Origin of the sequence: Arthrobacter sp. HS15c, assembly GCF_040812005.1 — a bacterium.
Taxonomy (GTDB): Bacteria; Actinomycetota; Actinomycetes; order Actinomycetales; family Micrococcaceae; genus Arthrobacter.
In genome coordinates this window covers 1-18323 of record NZ_JBFOHM010000001.1, presented here as the reverse complement: position 1 = coordinate 18323, position 18323 = coordinate 1, and the positions used below count along the sequence as shown (strand labels likewise).

The following is an 18323-nucleotide window of genomic DNA, read 5'->3' as shown; positions in this document are numbered from 1 at the left end:
TTCAAGTAATTTAGATTAGTAGAGGCCACCGAAACCCGGCGGCCACCGGACCGGGAGTTTTCGATGACCGCAGAACCCACCAGCCAGGACCTTCTACCTGCCGAGCTCACCATGGGCACCGTGATGCTCAAGGTGGGCGACATGAAGCTCATGACCGACTACTACCAGCGCGCGCTGGGCCTCGATGTTGTGGCCGAACAGGACGGCGGCCTGTATCTGGGCCGGCTGGGAAAACCGCTGGTCCATCTCGCCACCGCTCCCGGGCTGAACCTGCCCGGCAGGGGAGAAGCCGGCCTGTTCCACACGGCCCTGCTCTTTGAGGACCAGACAGCCCTGGCGGCCACCGTCGCGTCCGCGGCCCAATACGAGCCGCGCTCCTTCACCGGAAGCGCGGACCACCTGGTCAGTGAAGCCTTCTACTTCAACGATCCGGAAGGCAACGGCATCGAGCTCTACTGGGACCGGCCGCGCAAAAACTGGTCGTGGAACGGGACTGAGGTGGTCATGGACAGCCTGGCCCTGCCTCCCCAGCGCTACCTGGAGCAGCACCTCACCCAGGAGTCGGTCGAGGGCCAGCAGCGGACGGCCGCCGGAGTGGGGCACGTCCACCTCCAGGTCGGCGACGTCCATACCGCCCAGGACTTCTATGTGGGCACGCTGGGGTTCGAAAAAACCGCAGGCTGGCACGGGCAGGCGCTTTTTGTCTCAGCCGGCCGCTATCACCACCACATGGCCATGAATGTCTGGAACAGCCGCGGCGCCGGTCCCCGGAAAGATACCCTCGGCCTGGGTGAGGTGCTCATCGAAGTGCCGTCGGGCGACGACGTCGGAGCCCTTGCCGACCGGCTCAAAGTCGCCGGGGTGGACAGCCACCATACCGGAGCGGAGCTGCGGTTCGAAGATCCCTGGCGCAACCGCCTCCGCGTCGCCGTCCGCTAGCCAGGTGCGGCGGCCGGATGTGCGGCAGGCGGTGTACTAGGCTGATTCCGAACGGCCGGGGCAGCCCGTGAAGCTGCCCGCCAGGGCCGCACCGTCGACGGAATGAGGGCGATTCCCATGGGCTTCACCGAAATCTTTGTTTCAACCCACGACGCCGCGCTGAAGCGTGCCGGGATCCTGGACGACGGCGGTTCCCCCGCCCCTGCCGGTCTTCGGATTCCCGGGATCAGCGATTTCGAGATTGAACAGCTCGGGGATCTCGCCGGCGCCGCCGTGCACGCCGGGGGAGCGGACTACGAGCTGGCCATGGTTGACGTGGCCAGTGATTCACTGCTCGGGGTTCCACCCGCCATGGTCCGGGCGCTCGCGGAACTGCTCAGCTACGAAACCGAAGGCGAAGGCAACGTGCTGGACGATGTCGCCGAACAATGGGCGGCCCAGGACGACATGCCGTTTGATGCGACAGAGGCCAGGAAATACGTGCAGCAGCTCGCGGAACTGGCGAGTGCAGTTGACGACGCCGACCGTACCGGGCTGTACGTCTGGTCGTCCTGAGGCTCCCGCTGCCCTGCCGCAGGTCCGGCAGATCCGAGCCAAGTCGAAATCCGGGCCCTGATCTGGCACAATAAACAGGTACTCGATCTGCGTGGCCCCTCTCTCCGCGTCCGGATCCTGTCCTTCGAACCCTCAAGTATGGCCCGCCCCACGGGTGCAGAACGTCGGGTTCACCCCTTTTCTGAAACAGGAGTGACCACAAAAGTGGCCGTAAAGATTCGCCTTAAGCGCTTTGGCAAGATGCGCGCACCGTATTACCGCATCGTCGTTGCAGACTCACGCACCAAGCGTGATGGCCGTGCAATCGAAGAAATCGGCAAGTACCACCCCACCGAAGAGCCCTCATACATCGAGGTTGACTCCGAGCGTGCCCAGTACTGGCTCGGCGTCGGCGCACAGCCGTCCGAGCAGGTTGCCGCGATCCTCAAGATCACCGGTGACTGGCAGAAGTTCAAGGGCCTCCCGGGCCAGGAAGGCACCCTGAAGACCAAAGCTCCGAAGGCCGCCTTCGTTGCTCCGGAGAAGGGTTCCGTGATCATCCCGGAAGCGATCACCAAGAAGTCCAAGCAGTCTGACGCCCCGGCCGAGGCCGAAGCAGAGACCACCGAGGCTGAGTAGATTGCTGGCTGAAGCGCTCGAACACCTGGTCCGCGGAATCGTTGATTCCCCGGAAGACGTCAAGGTCACCTCGAAGAACAACCGCCGTGGGGACACCCTCGAGGTGCGCGTTCATCAGGACGATCTCGGACGGGTGATCGGCCGTCAGGGCCGCACGGCACGCGCATTGCGCACGGTTGTGGCGGCACTGGCTGACGGCGAGCCGGTAAGGGTCGACGTCGTCGACACCGACCGCCGCCGCTAAAGCGCTCGGCAACATCAGTTTTTTGCTCCGGCCCTTCCACCAACGGTGGAGGGGCCGGAGTGCTTTCACCATCACGCCTAATCCGGCACAACCATGAACAGAGGAACAGATGCAGCTTCAGGTGGCACGAATCGGCAAACCGCATGGAATCCGCGGGGAAGTGACGGTCCAGGTGCTGACTGACGCGCCGGCGGACCGGTTCGTTCCGGGCACCGAGTTCGTGGTGGAACCCGCCTCAGTCGGTCCCCTGACTGTGGTCAGTGCCCGCTGGAACAAGGACATCCTGCTCCTCGCCTTCGACGGGATCGAGACGCGGAACGAAGCGGAGACCCTCCGCGGCGCCAAACTGTTCATCGAAACCGAAGAGCTGGACGAAGACGACGACGAAGGCTGGTACGAGCACGAGCTGGTGGGCCTCGAGGCCCGGGTCGGCTCACAGGTGGTGGGCAAGATCGCGGCCCTGCACACCATGCCCGTCCAGGACCTGTTGGTGGTCGAAGCCCCGGACGGCAAGGAAATCCTGATTCCGTTCGTGGAGCAGATCGTCCCCGAGGTCAACGTCGCCGAAGGGTTTGTCCTGCTGACTCCGCCGGATGGCCTGTTTGACGTCAACACCGACGACGCCGGTGCCGCCGGACCGGGGGACCACGCGTAGATGAGAATCGACGTCGTCAGCATCTTCCCGGAATACCTGGCGCCCCTGGAGCTGTCCCTCATCGGGAAGGCCCGCCAGGACGGCCTGCTGGACCTGCTGGTCCACGACCTGCGCGACTTCACCACGGACAAGCACCGCTCCGTGGACGACACCCCCTACGGCGGCGGCGCCGGCATGGTGATGAAGGCCGAACCATGGGCGCAGGCCCTGGCGTCCGTGGCAGCGGCCAGCGGAGGCAAGGCAGCCAAGCCCGTGCTGATCGTCCCGTCGCCTGCGGGGGAGCGCTTCAGCCAGGCCCTGGCGTACGAGCTGGCCGAGGAGGACCAGCTCGTCTTCGCCTGCGGACGCTACGAGGGCATCGATGAACGCGTCATCGAATGGGCGGAAGAACACTTTACGGTGCGGCCCATGAGCCTGGGCGACTACGTCCTGAACGGCGGCGAAGTGGCCGTACTGGCCATGGTCGAGGCCATTGGCCGGTTGCTGCCCGGTGTTGTCGGCAACCCCGATTCCCTGGTGGAGGAGTCACATTCGGACGGGCTGCTCGAATACCCCGTCTACACTAAACCCTCCGTCTGGCGGGACCGCGAAGTGCCGGCCGTACTCCTGAGCGGCAACCATGGGAAGATCGCTCAGTGGCGCCGCCATGAGCAGTTCCGCCGGACGGCCGAGCGCCGTCCCGACCTGCTGGCGACGTTCGACGCCGGGAAGCTGCCCCGCGCGGACCGCACGGCATTCGCGGACCTGGGGTACGACGTCGTCGACGGCCATCTCCGTCCCCGGCCCGACGCGCCCAACTGACGGGTGCACGCCGTCGGCCGGGATTGGCTGTAAGCCCCCGGATGTGGCAAAATTAGTCCTTGTGTCTGCTGGGTCCGCACCTGCTACAGGGGGAGCGCAACCAACAGCCGGACACCCCGGGACCTTCAATCAGTGAAGGAACCGGATCCACTTAACTTTCGGCGGTAATTTCCGGTGCTTCCGGGCTTGCCCGCCGTGACCCAAAGTGAATGACCTGTGGCGTTCACCAGGAGTGCAATCATGCATATTCTCGATTCCGTAGATGCAGCCTCGCTGCGCACCGATGTTCCTGTCTTCCGCGCGGGTGACACCCTCAAGGTCCACGTGAACATCATCGAAGGCAAGAACTCCCGTGTCCAGGTATTCCAGGGCTTCGTCCTGGGCCGCCACGGCGACGGTCTTCGCGAAACCTTCACCGTCCGCAAGGTCTCCTTCGGCGTCGGTGTGGAGCGTACCTTCCCGGTGCACTCCCCGATCATCGAAAAGATCGAGGTCGTCTCCAAGGGTGACGTACGCCGCGCCAAGCTGTACTACATGCGCGACCTGCGCGGCAAGGCTGCGAAGATCAAGGAAAAGCGCGACTTCCAGCCCAAGAAGTAAGTCCCCGGACCTACAAGGCAGGGCCACAGCCGTACCAGGCCGGCGCCGGAGCCATTCGCAACAGCGCCCCAGGATACGGATTCATGGACCAGACAAAACGCCAGCCCAGAAGAATGGGCTGGCGTTTTGCGTTCCTGGCGCTCCTGCTCGCCGTAGCCATCAGTGGACTCGTCCGCTCACTGTGGCTTGACGTCTACTACATTCCCTCGGAGTCCATGGAGCCGCTCCTGCAGGGCGGGGACCGCATCCTGGTGTCCAGGACGGACTTCCAGGCAGAACCCGTCCGCCGGGGTGACATTGTGGTCTTTGACGGGCGGGGCACCTTCGCGCCGCTGAACAGCGGGAAGGGTCCGCTGGCTGATGCTGCGGTGGCCGCCGCCCAGTGGCTTGGGCTGGCCGGGAGCGACACCACCTACGTCAAGAGAGTCATCGGCCTTCCCGGCGACACTGTGGTCTGCTGTGACAAGGACGGAATGATCGCCGTGAACGGTGCGCCGCTGGACGAACCGTATGTCTTCCCGGGGGACGCCGCCAGCCGGCAGGCGTTCACCGCAGTGGTGCCGGACGGGCGGCTGTGGCTGCTCGGGGACCACCGGTCACTGTCCGCTGATTCCCGCAGCCTGCTCGGCGCTCCCGGCGGCGGCATGGTGCCGCTGGACAGGGTGATCGGCCGGCCGGTCCAGATTGTCTGGCCGCTTGATAGATTTGCTGCAGTATCACGGCCGCAGCAGGCAGGACCAACAACAGAGGACGGACAGTAGATGCCCGAGAACCACGCCAGGATCCCTGATTCCGGCCATGAGGGCGGCCCGGATGCACCCACCGCCCACGCTGCTGCCGACACGGACGAGGCCGGTGCCGCTTCGGAATCCGCACCGGCTGCAGGCCAGGACAGGGCTCCCGCCAGTCCTGGCGCCGGAAAGCATTCAGCCGCTCCCCGCACTGAGCCTTCCGCTCCCAGTCCCGTATTTGTCTGGCTGAAGGAAATCGCCACCGTGGTGGTCATCGCGGTGGTGCTGTCATTCCTGATCAAGACGTTCCTGTTCCGCGCGTTCTATATTCCGTCCGAATCCATGGTCAGCACCCTGGACGTCAACGACCGCATCTTCGTCAACTTGCTCGTGCCCGAACCGTTCGCCCTGTCACATGGGGATGTGGTGGTCTTCCGTGACACCCAGGGCTGGCTGTCGGCCGCACCGGAAGAGACCCAGGGACCGTTCACGTGGGTCCAGGACGGACTGACGTTTGTGGGCCTGCTGCCGGACAACTCGGAGCAGCATCTCGTCAAGCGCGTCATTGGCCTCCCCGGGGACCACGTGATCTGCTGCGACGCCGGCGGTAAACTGACCATCAACGGATCCCCGATCGACGAAGGCTACGTCAACGGCGCCGAAGTCCCGCAGATCCGCAACTTCGATGTTGTTGTGCCGGAGGGAAAAGTCTGGGTCATGGGTGACAACCGCAACCATTCCGCTGATTCCCGCGCCCACATGGACGCCAACGGAGGCTTCGTCAACCTGGCCGACATCGAGGGCAAGGCAGCAGTGATCGCGTGGCCGCTGAACCGGCTCACAGTCCTCGACAACTACCCGGACGTTTTCAAGAACGTGCCCGCCGGAAAATGACGATGTCCGCAGCTTCGCCCGTCGCGCCAGCCAAGGCTGCCGCGCGGCCTGCTACGGGCCCGCGTTCCAAAGCCCCCACCCTGCGCCACGAACGCACTTTCAAGGCGCTCGGCGCCCGGTATCTTGCCGGCGTCGACGAAGTGGGGCGCGGTGCGCTGGCCGGCCCGGTGAGCGTGGGAATCGCCGTCGTGGACCTGTTGAACCAAAAGCCGCTCACGGGGGTGCGCGACAGTAAGCTGCTCAGCCCCGCCGAACGGGAGCGGCTGGAACCGCTGGTCCGCAAATGGAGCGTCGCTTCGGCGGTAGGGCATGCCTCGGCTGCGGAGATCGACGCGCTTGGTATCATCGCCGCCTTGCGGCTGGCCGGCACCCGCGCGTGGACTGACATCCTGGCCGGAGGGATCACCCCTGACATCGTCCTCCTGGATGGCAGCCACAACTGGCTCTCGCCGGAGGTGCAGCTTTCCCTGTTTGATGAGGCGCCCAGTGGCCCCGGCTGCGACGCCCCCGTCCACACCCGGGTGAAGGCGGACATGCATTGCCTGAGCGTTGCGGCCGCCAGCGTGATTGCCAAGGTCGAACGGGATCAGCAAATGCGCGAGCTGCACGCCGAGTTCCCTGATTTTGGCTGGGACATCAACAAGGGTTACGCCACGTCCATGCACCGTGACGTGCTCCGGGCGGCCGGCCCAACCCCGTACCACCGCGTGAGCTGGCGGCTGCTGGGCGGCGAACTCTGACAACTGCCGTCCGCCGTGGCGCCAGTGCTGCACTCAATGGTGCAAGATGGAAGCATGAGTGCCGAGGATCTTGAAAACTATGAAACCGACATGGAGCTCCAGCTCTACCGTGAATACCGCGATGTCGTCGGACTGTTCAGCTACGTTGTCGAGACCGAACGGCGTTTCTACCTCGCAAACCATGTGGATCTCCAGGCACGCAGCGCAGACGGCGAAGTCTACTTTGACCTGACCCTGCAGGACGCCTGGGTATGGGACGTCTATCGCTCCGCCCGCTTCGTCAAGAGCGTCCGCGTGCTCACGTTCAAAGACGTCAACGTCGAGGAGCTTCCACGCAACGAGGAACTGGCGCTGCCCAAGGATGTTGACCTCGGTAACTGAGGCCCCCTGAGCGCCACTAGTCCCCAACATCCCCGGAATCCGGCCGGGTTGCCCACATAGGCCAATCGTTCGCTGTCCTCCGCCGTCCTGCCCCTGCAGGCTGGTTGCGGAGGTAGAAATGAAATCCAAAGACCTGCTGGGGAGGCGCGGCGAGGAGCTCGCCGCCTTGTATCTGGAATCGCTGGGCATGCTGGTGGTGGAGCGGAACTGGCGCTGCACCGAAGGCGAAATCGATATTGTGGCCCTCGACGGGGACGCCCTTGTGATCGCCGAGGTGAAAACCCGCCGCACCCTCGACTACGGGCACCCCTTTGAGGCCGTCGGCACCGCCAAACTGGCGCGCCTGCACCGCCTGGGTTCGGCCTGGTGCCGGGACCGTGAACTGCGGATGCCGCTGCGGCGTGTCGACGTCATCGCGGTGGTGGACGACGGCGGCGGCGACCCTCTGGTGGAGCACCTCAAGGGGGTGGGGTAGATGGCTCTGGGCCGGACCTACTCGGTTGCCCTCGTGGGGCTGAACGGGTACATCGTTGAGGTTGAGGCGGACATCGGCCAGACCCTTCCGGCATTCGTCCTCTTGGGCTTGCCCGATGCCGCCCTCAACGAAGCGAAGGAGCGCATACGTTCGGCAGCCAAGAACTCCGGAATTCCGCTGAGCCGGCGGAAGATCACCGCAAACCTGATTCCTGCGTCGCTTCCCAAGCGCGGTTCCGGCTTCGACCTCGCCGTCACCATGGCGGTCCTGCGGGCCGCGAATGACATCAAACCCACCGAGCGCACGGTCTTCATCGCCGAGTTGGGGCTGGATGGCCGGCTGCGGCCCGTGCGGGGCATCCTCCCGGCAGTAATGGCTGCCGTGCAGGCAGGGTACCCGGACCTCGTTGTGGCACAGGCAAACCTGGCCGAGGCGGCACTGGTGCCCGGCGCCAACGTCAGGGGCTACCGGACGCTTGCCAGGCTCGCCCTGGACTTTGGCGCCGATCCGCAGGAACTGGCCCTGGACTTCGAACCCGAGGACGAGTCTGACGCGAACGGGGCAGGGGCGGGCCACGAAACCGTACCCGACATGGCCGACGTATCAGGCCAGGGTGACGCGCGGAAGGCCCTTGAAGTGGCAGCAGCCGGCGCGCACCATCTGTTGCTCACCGGACCTCCGGGGGCCGGGAAAACGATGTTGGCTGAACGGCTGCCCGGCCTGCTGCCGGACCTTGCGGACAATGAGGCCATGGAAGTCACCGCGATCCATTCGCTCTGCGGCCTTCCCTCCACGGCAGTCCAGCTCCTGCGCAGGCCGCCCTTTGAAAACCCGCATCATTCCGCTACCGCGGCCGCAATCATCGGAGGCGGCTCAGGGCTGCCCCGCCCGGGAGCCGCCTCGCGGGCCCACCGAGGTGTGCTGTTCCTGGACGAGGCCCCCGAATACGAACGCCGGGTTCTGGATGCCCTCCGCCAGCCGCTGGAGAGCGGCGAACTGGTGATCCACCGCTCGGCCGGCACGGCAGCGTATCCGGCCCGGTTCCAGCTGGTCCTTGCCGCGAACCCGTGCCCTTGCGGCAAGGCATCCGGAAAGGGCCTGGACTGCACCTGCACTCCCATGATGCGGCGCCGTTACCTCGCCAGGATGTCCGGGCCCCTCCTGGACCGCGTGGACATCCAGCTGCAGGTGGAGCGCGTGTCCCTGGCGGACTTCGGCCAGGCCGGGATGGAAGAGGACACCGCCGCTGTGGCGCAGCGTGTGCGTGCCGCCCGCCGCCGGCAGTCCGAACGGCTGCACCCCTTAGGCCTTGAAACCAATTCGCAGGTTCCCGGGCGGATCCTGCGTGGCGAACTCCGCCTCCCCGCTTCTTCGACGCGCATCCTCGACCATTCCTTGGAGCGCGGCGTCCTGACGGCCAGGGGATACGACAGGGTATTGCGGCTCGCCTGGACCCTGGCCGACCTTGCACACCGGGACAGGCCGGACCCCAACGACATTGGACAGGCCCTCGCCCTCCGGCAGGCCGCCTCGGCCGCGGCATAAGGAACCACACATGGACAACGAACGGATAGCCCGCGCCTCATTGTCGCGGCTGATGGAACCGCAGGACGCGGCAGGGCTCGCCCTGGTCAAAGCTGCGGGAGCAACCGACGCGCTGCGGATCGCCACCGGCCAACTGAGCGCCGGACCGGCACTGGAGCAGGAGATCACGGCGCTCCTGGCGGACAACGGAGCAGGAACCAGCTGGGCAGGGATCGGGGCCGCGCTCAAACGCTGGGCCCCGAGGATTCCGGACCTCGCACCCGAACGGGACCTCGCCACCATGGCGCGCCTCGGTGGCCGGCTGCTGGTCCCCTCTGATGACCTCTGGCCCGCGCAACTTGCCGACCTCGGACTCCAGGAGCCGATCTGCCTGTGGTGGCGCGGCCTGGAGCAGCAACTCCCGGACGTTTCGAGGTGTGTGGCCCTGGTGGGGTCCCGGGACAGCACCAGCTACGGGGCGTCCGTCACCGGTGACCTTGCCTACTCGTTGGCCCAGCGCGGCTTTACGGTCGTGTCCGGCGGCGCCTACGGCATAGATGCCCACGCCCATCGCGCGGCCTTGGCAGGGGGATCGGGCGCCGTGCCCACCATCGCCGTCATGGCCGGCGGTGTGGACCGGTTTTATCCATCCGGAAACGAAGACCTGCTCCGGGCGGTGTGTAACCAGGGAGCCGTGCTGGCCGAGGTCCCGCCCGGGTCGGCGCCGACCCGGTACAGGTTCCTGCAACGCAACCGCCTCATCGCGGCGCTGTCCGCCGTGACGGTGGTGGTCGAAGCACGCTGGCGGTCAGGTGCCCTGAACACAGCCCATCACGCAGAAACCTTGGGCCGGGCTGTCGGAGCGGTCCCCGGTTCGGTTCACAGTGCCAATTCGGCGGGCTGCCACCGCCTGCTCCGGGACGGCGGCGCAGTCTGCGTGACGGATGCCGGCGAGATCGCTGAGCTGGCTTCACCGAGCGGAGAAGCCCTTCCCGAAACCCGGACGGCACGCGCAGCAGAGCACGACGGCCTGACCCTCGAGGACCTGATCCTGCTCGACGCACTCCCGCTCAGGTCCACAAGCTCTGTCGACAAACTATGTACCGTTGCCGGGCTCAGCCAGGAATCGGTACGTGCGGGTCTGGGCAGGCTGGGGCTCCTTGGCCTGGCCGTTTCGGAACGGGGCGGGTGGAAGCGGTCCAAAGCGTCAGCGTAGGCCGCTGTGTCCGGGCCCTGTCTGCGAACAAATGCTGGGAGAGTAGGGATGTGGAGAACCAAGAATTGCCCCCGGCCCTTGACCGGGCCGCCGCAGCCTTCGGCAAATATCTGGCAGGGGAGCGCGCAAGGTCGGAGCACACGGTGCGTGCCTACCTCTCGGACGTGCGGAGCCTGCTGGCATACTGCTCATCTGAAGGAGTCACTGACCTGCCCGGCCTTGAACTCGGCACGCTGCGGCGGTGGCTGGGTGCCCAAAGCGAGGCAGGGTCCTCCCGGTCAACCCTCGCCCGGAGATCGGCAACAGCGCGTTCGTTCACTGCCTGGGCCCTCCGGGAAGAACTCCTCACAACGGATCCCTCGCTGCGGTTGAAGGCCCCGAAAAAGGACAAGTCCCTGCCGGGCGTCCTGCAGGCCCAGCAACTGACAAGGCTGCTGGCCACGCTTGAGGAAGCCGCCGCGGACGGCGCGCCGCTGGCAATACGCAACCGGGCCATGGTGGAACTCCTCTATGCCACCGGCCTTCGTGTGGGCGAACTGGCCGGGATGGACGTCGACGACCTCAACCCGGACCGCCGCACACTCCGCGTCATCGGCAAAGGCAACAAGGAACGAACCGTACCCTACGGCGTCCCAGCAGCCGTTGCGGTCGATGACTGGCTGCGTAGGGGCCGGCCACGGCTGGTCCGGGAGCAGAGCGGTCCTGCACTGTTCCTGGGATCACGGGGGAGCCGGGTGGACCAGCGGCAGGTACGCGCCGTGGTGAAGGACCTCTTCGAAGCCCTGGGGGACACTTCGGCCACGGGTCCTCATGCGCTCAGGCATTCGGCCGCTACGCATCTGCTTGATGGCGGTGCGGACCTTCGGGCGGTCCAGGAGATCCTGGGGCACAGCAGCCTGGCCACGACGCAGATCTACACCCATGTCTCCGTGGAAAGGCTCCGGAACAGCTACAAGCAGGCACATCCAAGGGCTTGAGTCCGCCGTCCGCCGGCGGTGCCTGTAACTTTCGAACAACTAGCGGCCTGAGGGACGGGATCAGGGAATTGCAGTGGCGTAATTAGGCGGCGTGCGGCACAATAAGAGTCAAGTCCGGCAACTTTCAAGTTTCGCTTGAAGCTCACTGCTTCGCGCGTACCAGCAAGTCCGGACACAGTTACATATAAAGGCAGGGATAACCGCAGCCGTCAGGAACACGGCACAGCACATTTCATCCGGGCAGAGGTCGTTGGGGAAGACGTACCTACAGCTATGGAGGATGGAATGTCTGTTGCAATGACCCGCGGTGTGTTGTTCGTACACTCGGCCCCTACCGCACTGTGCCCGCACGTGGAGTGGGCGATTGGATCCGTCGTGGACAAGCGGACGGATCTTGAGTGGACCCCTCAGCCTGCCGCGCCCGGAATGTTTCGGGCGGAGCTCTCCTGGACCGGCACGCCCGGGACCGGAGCGTCATTGGCCTCTTCGCTGCGCGGTTGGGCCCACCTCCGCTACGAGGTCACCGAGGAACCAAGCCAGGGCGTCGACGGCGGCCGTTGGTCGCATACCCCCGAACTGGGGATCTTCCATGCAACGACCGACGTGCACGGCAACATCATGGTGTCAGAAGACAGGATCCGGTATGCCTACGAATCCGGTGCCGGTGATCCCTCCGCGGTCTATCACGAGCTGTCCCTTGCCCTTGGTGAGGCGTGGGACGAGGAACTCGAACCCTTCCGGCACGCAGCCGAAGGCGCCCCGGTGCGCTGGCTCCACCAGGTGGGCTGACCGCCGCCATCATGGACTGTCCGCGGCCGGGCAGTCCCAGTTGTGTCCATAGCAAAGCAGGGGCCCCGCCAACCGGCGGGGCCCCTGCTGTTTCACTCCGGTGGTGCTAGACGCTGCGTACCGCGATCACGGCGTTGTGGCCGCCGAAGCCGAAGGAGTTGCTCAGCGCCACAATGTTGCCGGCCGGGAGGTCACGCGCTGAGGTGACGACGTCGAGCGGGATTTCCGGGTCCTGGTTTTCCAGGTTGATGGTCACCGGGGCTTTGCGTTCGTAGACGGCGAGCACCGTGAGGACGGCTTCCACGGCACCGGACGCACCCAGGAGGTGGCCCATCTGCGACTTGGTGGCTGACACTGCCACGCTGTCGAGGTGGTTCCCCAGGGCGGCACGAAGCGCCGTGTACTCGGGCTTGTCACCAACAGGCGTCGACGTTGCGTGCGCGTTGACGTGCACCACGTCCTCAGCCTGGATGCGGCCGTCGAACATGGCTGCCTTCAGGGCGCGGGTGGCGCCCAGGCCTTCGGGGTCAGGTGCGGTGATGTGGTAGGCGTCGGCGGTCACGGACGTGCCGGCGAGTTCGCCATAGATCCGCGCGCCTCGGGCCAGTGCGTGCTCTTCGGCTTCGAGGACCAGCGCGCCGGCGCCTTCGCCCATCACAAAGCCGTCGCGGCCCAGGTCGTAGGGGCGGGAAGCGCCCTGCGGGTCGTCATTCCGGCGGGAGAGTGCCTGCATGGATGCGAACGCCGCGAGAGGCATCGGGTGGATGGCAGCTTCAGCGCCGCCGCACATCACCACGTCGGCCTTACCGGAGCGGATCAGGTCCAAGCCAAGGTGGAGGGCCTCGGTGCCGGATGCGCAGGCGGAAACCGGGGTGTGGGCGCCGGCACGGGCGCCCAGGTCGAGGCTGACGGCTGCGGCGACGCCATTGGGCATCAGCATGGGAACCGTCATCGGCAAAACACGGCGCGGCCCCTTTTCCTTCAACGTGTCCCACGCGTCCAGCAGGGTCCAGACGCCGCCGATGCCGGTTGCGAAGGCAACTGCAAGGCGGTCGTGGTCAATCTCGGTAATGCCGGAGTCGGCCCAGGCCTCCCGCGCGGCGATGACGCCGAACTGCGTGGAGGGGTCCATGCGCTTGGCTTCGACGCGGCTCAGGACCTCAAGGGCCGGGGTGCTGCAGCGCGCAGCAAAATGGACGGGAAGTTCGTACTTGGCAACCCAGTCGTCTTCCAGGGTGCGGGCACCGGAGACCCCCTTAAGCGCGTTCTTCCACATAGTGGGTACGTCGCCGCCGATGGGCGTGGTGGCACCCAGACCGGTAATGACTACTTTGCGTGTCATGGGATCACTCTCTGTCGGTGGGCAGCCCGGCTCCGGTTTTCTCCGGCGGGGTCCCGCGTGTGGGGTGTAGGCAGGTGGCTGCCGGGTGAATGCGGCTGGGCTGCCGGTCCGGGAATCCGGGCCGGCAGCCCAGCCAAGCCGTAAGCGGCTGGAGCTTAGGCTAAGCCTGTGCGCCGGCGATGAAGCTGACTGCGTCGCCGACGGTCTTGAGGTTCTTGACCTCTTCGTCCGGGATGCGCACGCCGAACTTCTCTTCAGCGTTGACCACGATGGTCATCATGGAGATGGAGTCGATGTCCAGGTCCTCGGTGAAGGACTTGTCCAGCTCCACAGCCTCGGGGGCGAGGCCGGTCTCTTCGTTGACGATTTCAGCCAAGCCGGCCAGGATCTCTTCGTTGCTAGCCATTGATGGCTCCTTTTCTGTTATTGCCGGCAGGGGCTGCCGGAAATGGTTCAGACAGCGGATGCTGTCCGTGTTGGGTGTTCCTAAGGAAGGACGATTACCTGGGCTCCGAAGACCAGGCCGGCTCCGAAGCCGATCTGCAGCGCAAGACCGCCGCTGAGGCCCGGATTCTCCTGGAGCAGTCTGTGCGTGGCCAGGGGGATGGAGGCGGCCGAGGTGTTGCCGGCATCGGCAATGTCCCGGGCCACGGTGACGGTCTCGGGAAGCTTGAGCTTCTTCACCATTTCGTCGATGATCCGCATGTTTGCCTGGTGCGGGATGAACGCCACCAGGTCTTCGGCCTGCACACCGGCGGCCTCCAGTGCCTGCTGTGCCACCTTCGCCATTTCCCAGACGGCCCAGCGGAAGACGGTCTGTCCGTCCTGGCGCAGGGTCGGCCACAGGTCCTGGGCTTCTTCCATCAGCGCGAAGTCGCCGGACTCGTCCGACTGGCGCGCCGCCTGGCTCAGGGTCCGGACGTCGAGCATCGACCGCGTCATGCCAATGGCGTCCCATTTGCTGCCGTCTGAACCCCATACCGACGGGCCGATGCCCGGCGTGTCCGAGGGGCCGATAATGACGGCGCCGGCGCCGTCGCCCAGCAGGAACGAGATGGTGCGCTCATGGTTGTCGATGACGTCGGAGAGTTTTTCCGCCCCAACGACCAGGACATACTTGGCCGCGCCGGAGCGGACCAGGGCGTCACCCTGGGCGATGCCATAGCAGTAGCCGGCGCAGGCAGCCGAGATGTCGAAGGCGGGGGCCGGGGTTGCGCCCAGCCGGTCGGCCAGGCTGGCCGCCGCTGACGGCGTGGCGTAGGGGTGGGTGACGGTGGAGACGATGACCGCGCCGAGCTCGGAGGCTTCGATGCCGGCGTGCCTGAGGGCCTCCTGCGCCGCCCGTTCAGCCATGTCGATGACGCTGACGTCAGCCGGGGCGCGGTGGCGGGTCACGATACCGGTACGCTGCCGGATCCATTCGTCCGAGGAATCAATCCACTGGCAGACGTCGTCATTGGTGACAATGATGTCCGGGCGGTAGGCGCCGATTCCCAGGATGCGGGTGTTCTCCTGGACCGGGGCCTGTTTCAGCGTGGGAACGCTCATGCGTTGCCCTCCAATTCTGCGAAGAGTGCCAGTGCGGCCGAGAGGTCGTCCGGCGTCTTGACGGCAACCGTCTTGACTCCGGGCATGCCGCGCTTTGCGAGCCCTGCAAGCGTGCCGGCGGGTGCCAGTTCGATGACGCCGGTGACGCCCCGCTGCACCATGGTATCCATGCAGAGGTCCCAGCGGACAGGACGGGAGACCTGGGCGATCAGGCTTTCAACGCCGGCGGTTCCGCCTGTAACTTCCTTGCCGTCAAAGTTGGAGAGCAGCGGCACCCGCGGATTCTGCGGGTTCAGCGTCGGCTTGAGCGCTTCAAGGGCAGTGACCGCCGGCGCCATATGGGAGGTGTGGAACGCCCCGGCCACCTTCAGCGGAATAACGCGGGCCTTGGCAGGCGGGTTCTCAGCCAGCGCCTGGAGCTGGTCAAAGGTCCCTGCAGCCACAGTCTGGCCTGCGCCGTTGACGTTGGCCGGGGTGGCACCTGACGCTTCGATCGCGGCCAGGACCTCGGCCGGGTCGCCGCCCACCACGGCGCTCATGCCGGTGGGGGTGACCGCCGCGGCTGCGGCCATGCTGTTGGCGCGCTCCCGGACAAAAGCCATGGCTTCCTGCTCGGTGAGGACTCCGGCCAGGGCAGAAGCGGTGATTTCACCGACCGAGTGGCCGGCGAGGATCACCGGGAGGGAACTGAGTTCGACGTCGAAGAGGGACTTCGCAGCCACGAGGCCGGCCGCCACAATGAGCGGCTGCGCCACAGCGGTGTCCTTGATGGTTTCCTCGTCCGAGGTGGTCCCATGGGCTGTCAGGTCGATGCCTGCGATTTCACTCAGGGAGGCCAGCTGGCCTGCTACCGAAGGCAGTTCCAGCCAGGGGGCCAGAAAACCCGGGGTCTGTGAGCCCTGTCCAGGGCAGACTATTGCAAGCACGTATCCAGCTTTCCAAATTACTGTGTGATCCAGCGGTGTTTCTCTGCACCAAGCTCACGGGGTCAGGTTGTAGGAAGTCTACAACGCCTCAGGTCTGATTCCGCGCCGGATGACGCTCGGCCGGTGCTTTCGGGGGCGCCGCGAGGCGGCCCACCACCAGCGCAGCCTGCAGCACAAACGCCTCCCGGGGGAGCAGCGGATCCCAGCCCGTGACGTCACACACGCGCTTCAACCGGTACCTGACGGTGTTCGCATGGACAAAGAGCTCCCGGGCGGTCGCCTCCAGCGAATGGCCCAGCTCCAGGTACGTTCCCAGCGTCTCCACGAGCCCGTTGGAAGCAGCCACGAGCGGACGGTAGATGTTCTTGACGAGTGACCGGCGGGCCGCGTCGTCGCCGGAGATGACCCGCTCAGGGAGCAGGTCGTCGGCGGCTACGGGACGCGGAGCCGACGGCCATGCCCGGGCTGCCGTCAGGCCGGCAAAGGCGGACTGCGCGGATCCGCTGGCCTCCAGCAGCGAACTCGCCTCGGGCCCGTAAACCACGGGCCCCGGGGCAAACATTTCGCTGAGTTTAAGGTAAGCCGTTTCACGGTCGTGCACGCCGCCCAGGATCAGGATCAGCCGGTCACCCTGGATCCCCACCAGGGCATCCTCGGCATAGCGTCCGGCGAGTCGCCGCAGTTCGCTGACGTAGCTGGCACTGGGTTCCGACGGCGAATTTCCCACCATCACAGTGAACCGCTCCTGGGCTTTCCAGCCCAGGGCTGCAATGCGTGAGCGCAGGGCGTCGGTGTTTTCACCGCGGAGGATGGCGTCCACGATCAGCGCTTCCAGCCGGGTGTCCCAGGAACCGCGGGATTCAGCAGCCCTGGCGTAGACGTCGGCGGCAGCGAAGGCAACCTCGCGCGAATACCGCAGAACAGCTTCGCGGAGCGAGGGCTGGTCGGCCTCGGGCGCGATGACAGGAACCTGGTCTTCCACCACTTCAACCACGATCCTGATGAGCTGGAGCGCTTTCTGGAGGCTGATGGAGCGTGTGAGCTCCGTCGGGGCAGTGCCAAAGACGTCGGACAGGATCCACGACGGCGAGCTGGGACGTTCGTACCAGGTGACGAAGGCAGCGATGCCGTTTTGCGCCACCATGCCCAGCGCGGACCGTTCGTCAGAGCTGAGCCGGCTGTACCACGGCAGTGATTTTTCAAGCTGCCGAAGGGTTGTGGTGGACAGTTGGCCCACGCTCGCCCGGAGCTTTTTCAGGGTTTCGGATTTCTCCGGAGTCATGCTGCGCGAGGACGGCTTGCGCTTCACGGGCGGGGAACTTGGCTCTGGCATCCTTTGAGCATACGGTGCCTGCCCCGCAAGCTCCATTTGTGCGAAGGCTACAACGGACGGGGTTGTGGGTCACAGTCCTCCCCGCCGGCCGCAACCGCCAGCCAGGAACAACGACGGCGGCCCCCACCAAAAGGTGAGGGCCGCCGTCGTCGGACCAACTGCCAGTGACAGTCAGCGGGGGTGGATCAGGAATCCCCGCCGGCGTTGCCGGTGGAACCGGCATTGACGTTGTGCAGGCGGTACTTCTCGATTGCCTTCGCCGGAGCCTGGGCGTCCACTTCGCCGCGGCGCGCCAGCATCTCCAGGGAACGGACCACGATGGAGTGGATGTCGTTCTTGAAGAAGCGGCGTGCTGCTGCCCGGGTGTCGGAGAAGCCGAAGCCGTCCGCGCCGAGCGAGGCGAACTCGTTCGGGAGGAACTGGCGGATCTGGTCCGGGACGGCCTTCATGTAGTCCGAGACCGCCACGATCGGTCCGGTGGCACCAGCGAGCTGCTGGGTGACAAACGGAACCCGTGCGGGCTGGCCCGGGTTCAGGAACGCGTCCTCCTCCGCGGCCATGCCGTCGCGGCGCAGTTCGTTCCAGGACGTCACGGACCAGACGTCGGCCGAAACGCCCCAGTCCTCCGCGAGGAGGCGCTGGGCTTCCAGCGCCCACGGCACCGAGACACCGGACGCCAGGACCTGGGTCCGGGGACCGTCGATCTTGGCCGGAGCCAGCAGGTAGATGCCCTTCAGCACACCTTCAACGTCAAGCTCTTCGGGTTCGGCGGGCTGGCTGATCGGCTCGTTGTACACGGTGATGTAGTACATCAGGTTCCGGTCGGACGAGTCGGGTCCGTACATCCGCTCGATGCCGTCGCGGATGATGTGGCCCATTTCGTAGCCGTAGGCGGGGTCGTAGGTGACTACAGCCGGGTTGGTGGCGGCGAGGATGGGGGAGTGGCCGTCGGCGTGCTGGAGTCCTTCGCCGGTGAGGGTGGTCCGTCCTGCGGTGGCGCCGATGATGAAGCCGCGGGTCATTTGGTCCGCGGCT

At 65.9% G+C, this 18323-nt stretch carries 21 protein-coding genes and 1 pseudogene; 16 read left to right on the top strand and 6 right to left on the bottom strand.

Annotation, left to right across the window (positions count from 1 at the left end; genetic code table 11):
* Positions 1-63: 63 nt before the first annotated feature.
* The 16 genes from ABV518_RS00110 (at position 64) to ABV518_RS00035 (ending at position 12139) form a co-directional block, all read left to right on the top strand.
* Positions 64-939: a VOC family protein gene (locus ABV518_RS00110; RefSeq protein WP_367764810.1), complete on the top strand. Its 876-nt coding sequence runs from the start codon at positions 64-66 to the stop codon at positions 937-939.
* Positions 940-1056: 117 nt separating this feature from the next.
* Positions 1057-1494, top strand: coding sequence for a hypothetical protein (locus tag ABV518_RS00105; protein ID WP_367765309.1), 438 nt, complete (start codon positions 1057-1059; stop codon positions 1492-1494).
* A 204-nt stretch (positions 1495-1698) separates the two neighbouring features.
* Positions 1699-2112, top strand: coding sequence for a 30S ribosomal protein S16 (gene rpsP / locus ABV518_RS00100; protein WP_367764809.1), 414 nt, complete (start codon positions 1699-1701; stop codon positions 2110-2112).
* Position 2113: 1 nt separating this feature from the next.
* Complete coding sequence (locus ABV518_RS00095) at positions 2114-2356, top strand: RNA-binding protein (protein WP_066292169.1); 243 nt, start codon at positions 2114-2116, stop codon at positions 2354-2356.
* A 109-nt stretch (positions 2357-2465) separates the two neighbouring features.
* Positions 2466-3011, top strand: a complete 546-nt coding sequence (rimM, locus tag ABV518_RS00090; RefSeq protein ID WP_367764808.1) for a ribosome maturation factor RimM — start codon at positions 2466-2468, stop codon at positions 3009-3011.
* Positions 3012-3812, top strand: a complete 801-nt coding sequence (trmD, locus tag ABV518_RS00085; RefSeq protein WP_367764807.1) for a tRNA (guanosine(37)-N1)-methyltransferase TrmD — start codon at positions 3012-3014, stop codon at positions 3810-3812.
* A gap of 240 nt (positions 3813-4052) precedes the next feature.
* Positions 4053-4412, top strand: coding sequence for a 50S ribosomal protein L19 (gene rplS / locus ABV518_RS00080; RefSeq protein WP_131131797.1), 360 nt, complete (start codon positions 4053-4055; stop codon positions 4410-4412).
* An 83-nt stretch (positions 4413-4495) separates the two neighbouring features.
* Complete coding sequence (gene lepB, locus ABV518_RS00075; protein WP_367764806.1) at positions 4496-5173, top strand: signal peptidase I; 678 nt, start codon at positions 4496-4498, stop codon at positions 5171-5173.
* A complete protein-coding gene (lepB, locus tag ABV518_RS00070) occupies positions 5174-6037 on the top strand; it encodes a signal peptidase I (RefSeq protein ID WP_367764805.1) in 864 nt (287 codons plus the stop codon).
* Positions 6038-6039: 2 nt separating this feature from the next.
* Positions 6040-6777, top strand: coding sequence for a ribonuclease HII (locus ABV518_RS00065; RefSeq protein ID WP_367764804.1), 738 nt, complete (start codon positions 6040-6042; stop codon positions 6775-6777).
* A 54-nt stretch (positions 6778-6831) separates the two neighbouring features.
* Positions 6832-7158, top strand: coding sequence for a DUF2469 domain-containing protein (locus ABV518_RS00060; protein WP_056335405.1), 327 nt, complete (start codon positions 6832-6834; stop codon positions 7156-7158).
* Positions 7159-7276: 118 nt separating this feature from the next.
* Complete coding sequence (locus tag ABV518_RS00055; protein ID WP_131131801.1) at positions 7277-7633, top strand: YraN family protein; 357 nt, start codon at positions 7277-7279, stop codon at positions 7631-7633.
* Positions 7634-9178 (top strand): YifB family Mg chelatase-like AAA ATPase, encoded by a 1545-nt coding sequence (locus ABV518_RS00050; RefSeq protein ID WP_367764803.1) that lies wholly within the window; start codon positions 7634-7636, stop codon positions 9176-9178.
* Between the two features lie 10 nt (positions 9179-9188).
* Positions 9189-10373, top strand: a complete 1185-nt coding sequence (gene dprA / locus ABV518_RS00045) for a DNA-processing protein DprA (RefSeq protein WP_367764802.1) — start codon at positions 9189-9191, stop codon at positions 10371-10373.
* A gap of 50 nt (positions 10374-10423) precedes the next feature.
* Positions 10424-11350, top strand: a complete 927-nt coding sequence (locus tag ABV518_RS00040) for a tyrosine recombinase XerC (RefSeq protein ID WP_367764801.1) — start codon at positions 10424-10426, stop codon at positions 11348-11350.
* A gap of 285 nt (positions 11351-11635) precedes the next feature.
* Positions 11636-12139, top strand: coding sequence for a DUF3145 domain-containing protein (locus ABV518_RS00035; protein WP_131131845.1), 504 nt, complete (start codon positions 11636-11638; stop codon positions 12137-12139).
* 106 nt (positions 12140-12245) lie between these two features.
* Here ABV518_RS00035 and ABV518_RS00030 read toward each other — a convergent pair whose 3' ends face one another.
* The 6 genes and pseudogenes from ABV518_RS00030 to ABV518_RS00005 form a co-directional block, all read right to left on the bottom strand.
* Positions 12246-13481 carry a beta-ketoacyl synthase gene (locus ABV518_RS00030; RefSeq protein WP_131131846.1) on the bottom strand — a complete coding sequence of 412 codons (1236 nt, stop codon included), beginning with the start codon at positions 13479-13481 and terminating at the stop codon, positions 12246-12248.
* Between the two features lie 160 nt (positions 13482-13641).
* Complete coding sequence (locus ABV518_RS00025) at positions 13642-13887, bottom strand: acyl carrier protein (RefSeq protein WP_009359314.1); 246 nt, start codon at positions 13885-13887, stop codon at positions 13642-13644.
* Between the two features lie 80 nt (positions 13888-13967).
* Positions 13968-15029 (bottom strand): beta-ketoacyl-ACP synthase III, encoded by a 1062-nt coding sequence (locus tag ABV518_RS00020; protein ID WP_367764798.1) that lies wholly within the window; start codon positions 15027-15029, stop codon positions 13968-13970.
* Positions 15026-15955, bottom strand: a complete 930-nt coding sequence (locus ABV518_RS00015; RefSeq protein WP_367764796.1) for an ACP S-malonyltransferase — start codon at positions 15953-15955, stop codon at positions 15026-15028. The genes ABV518_RS00020 and ABV518_RS00015 overlap by 4 nt, the downstream gene beginning before the upstream one ends.
* Positions 15956-16043: 88 nt before the next feature.
* The gene (locus tag ABV518_RS00010) at positions 16044-17288 is read right to left on the bottom strand and encodes a CdaR family transcriptional regulator (protein WP_131131849.1); all 1245 of its coding nucleotides are present in this window, start codon (positions 17286-17288) and stop codon (positions 16044-16046) included.
* A 185-nt stretch (positions 17289-17473) separates the two neighbouring features.
* Positions 17474-18323: pseudogene (locus ABV518_RS00005) on the bottom strand (pyruvate dehydrogenase (acetyl-transferring), homodimeric type); the annotation flags it as partial.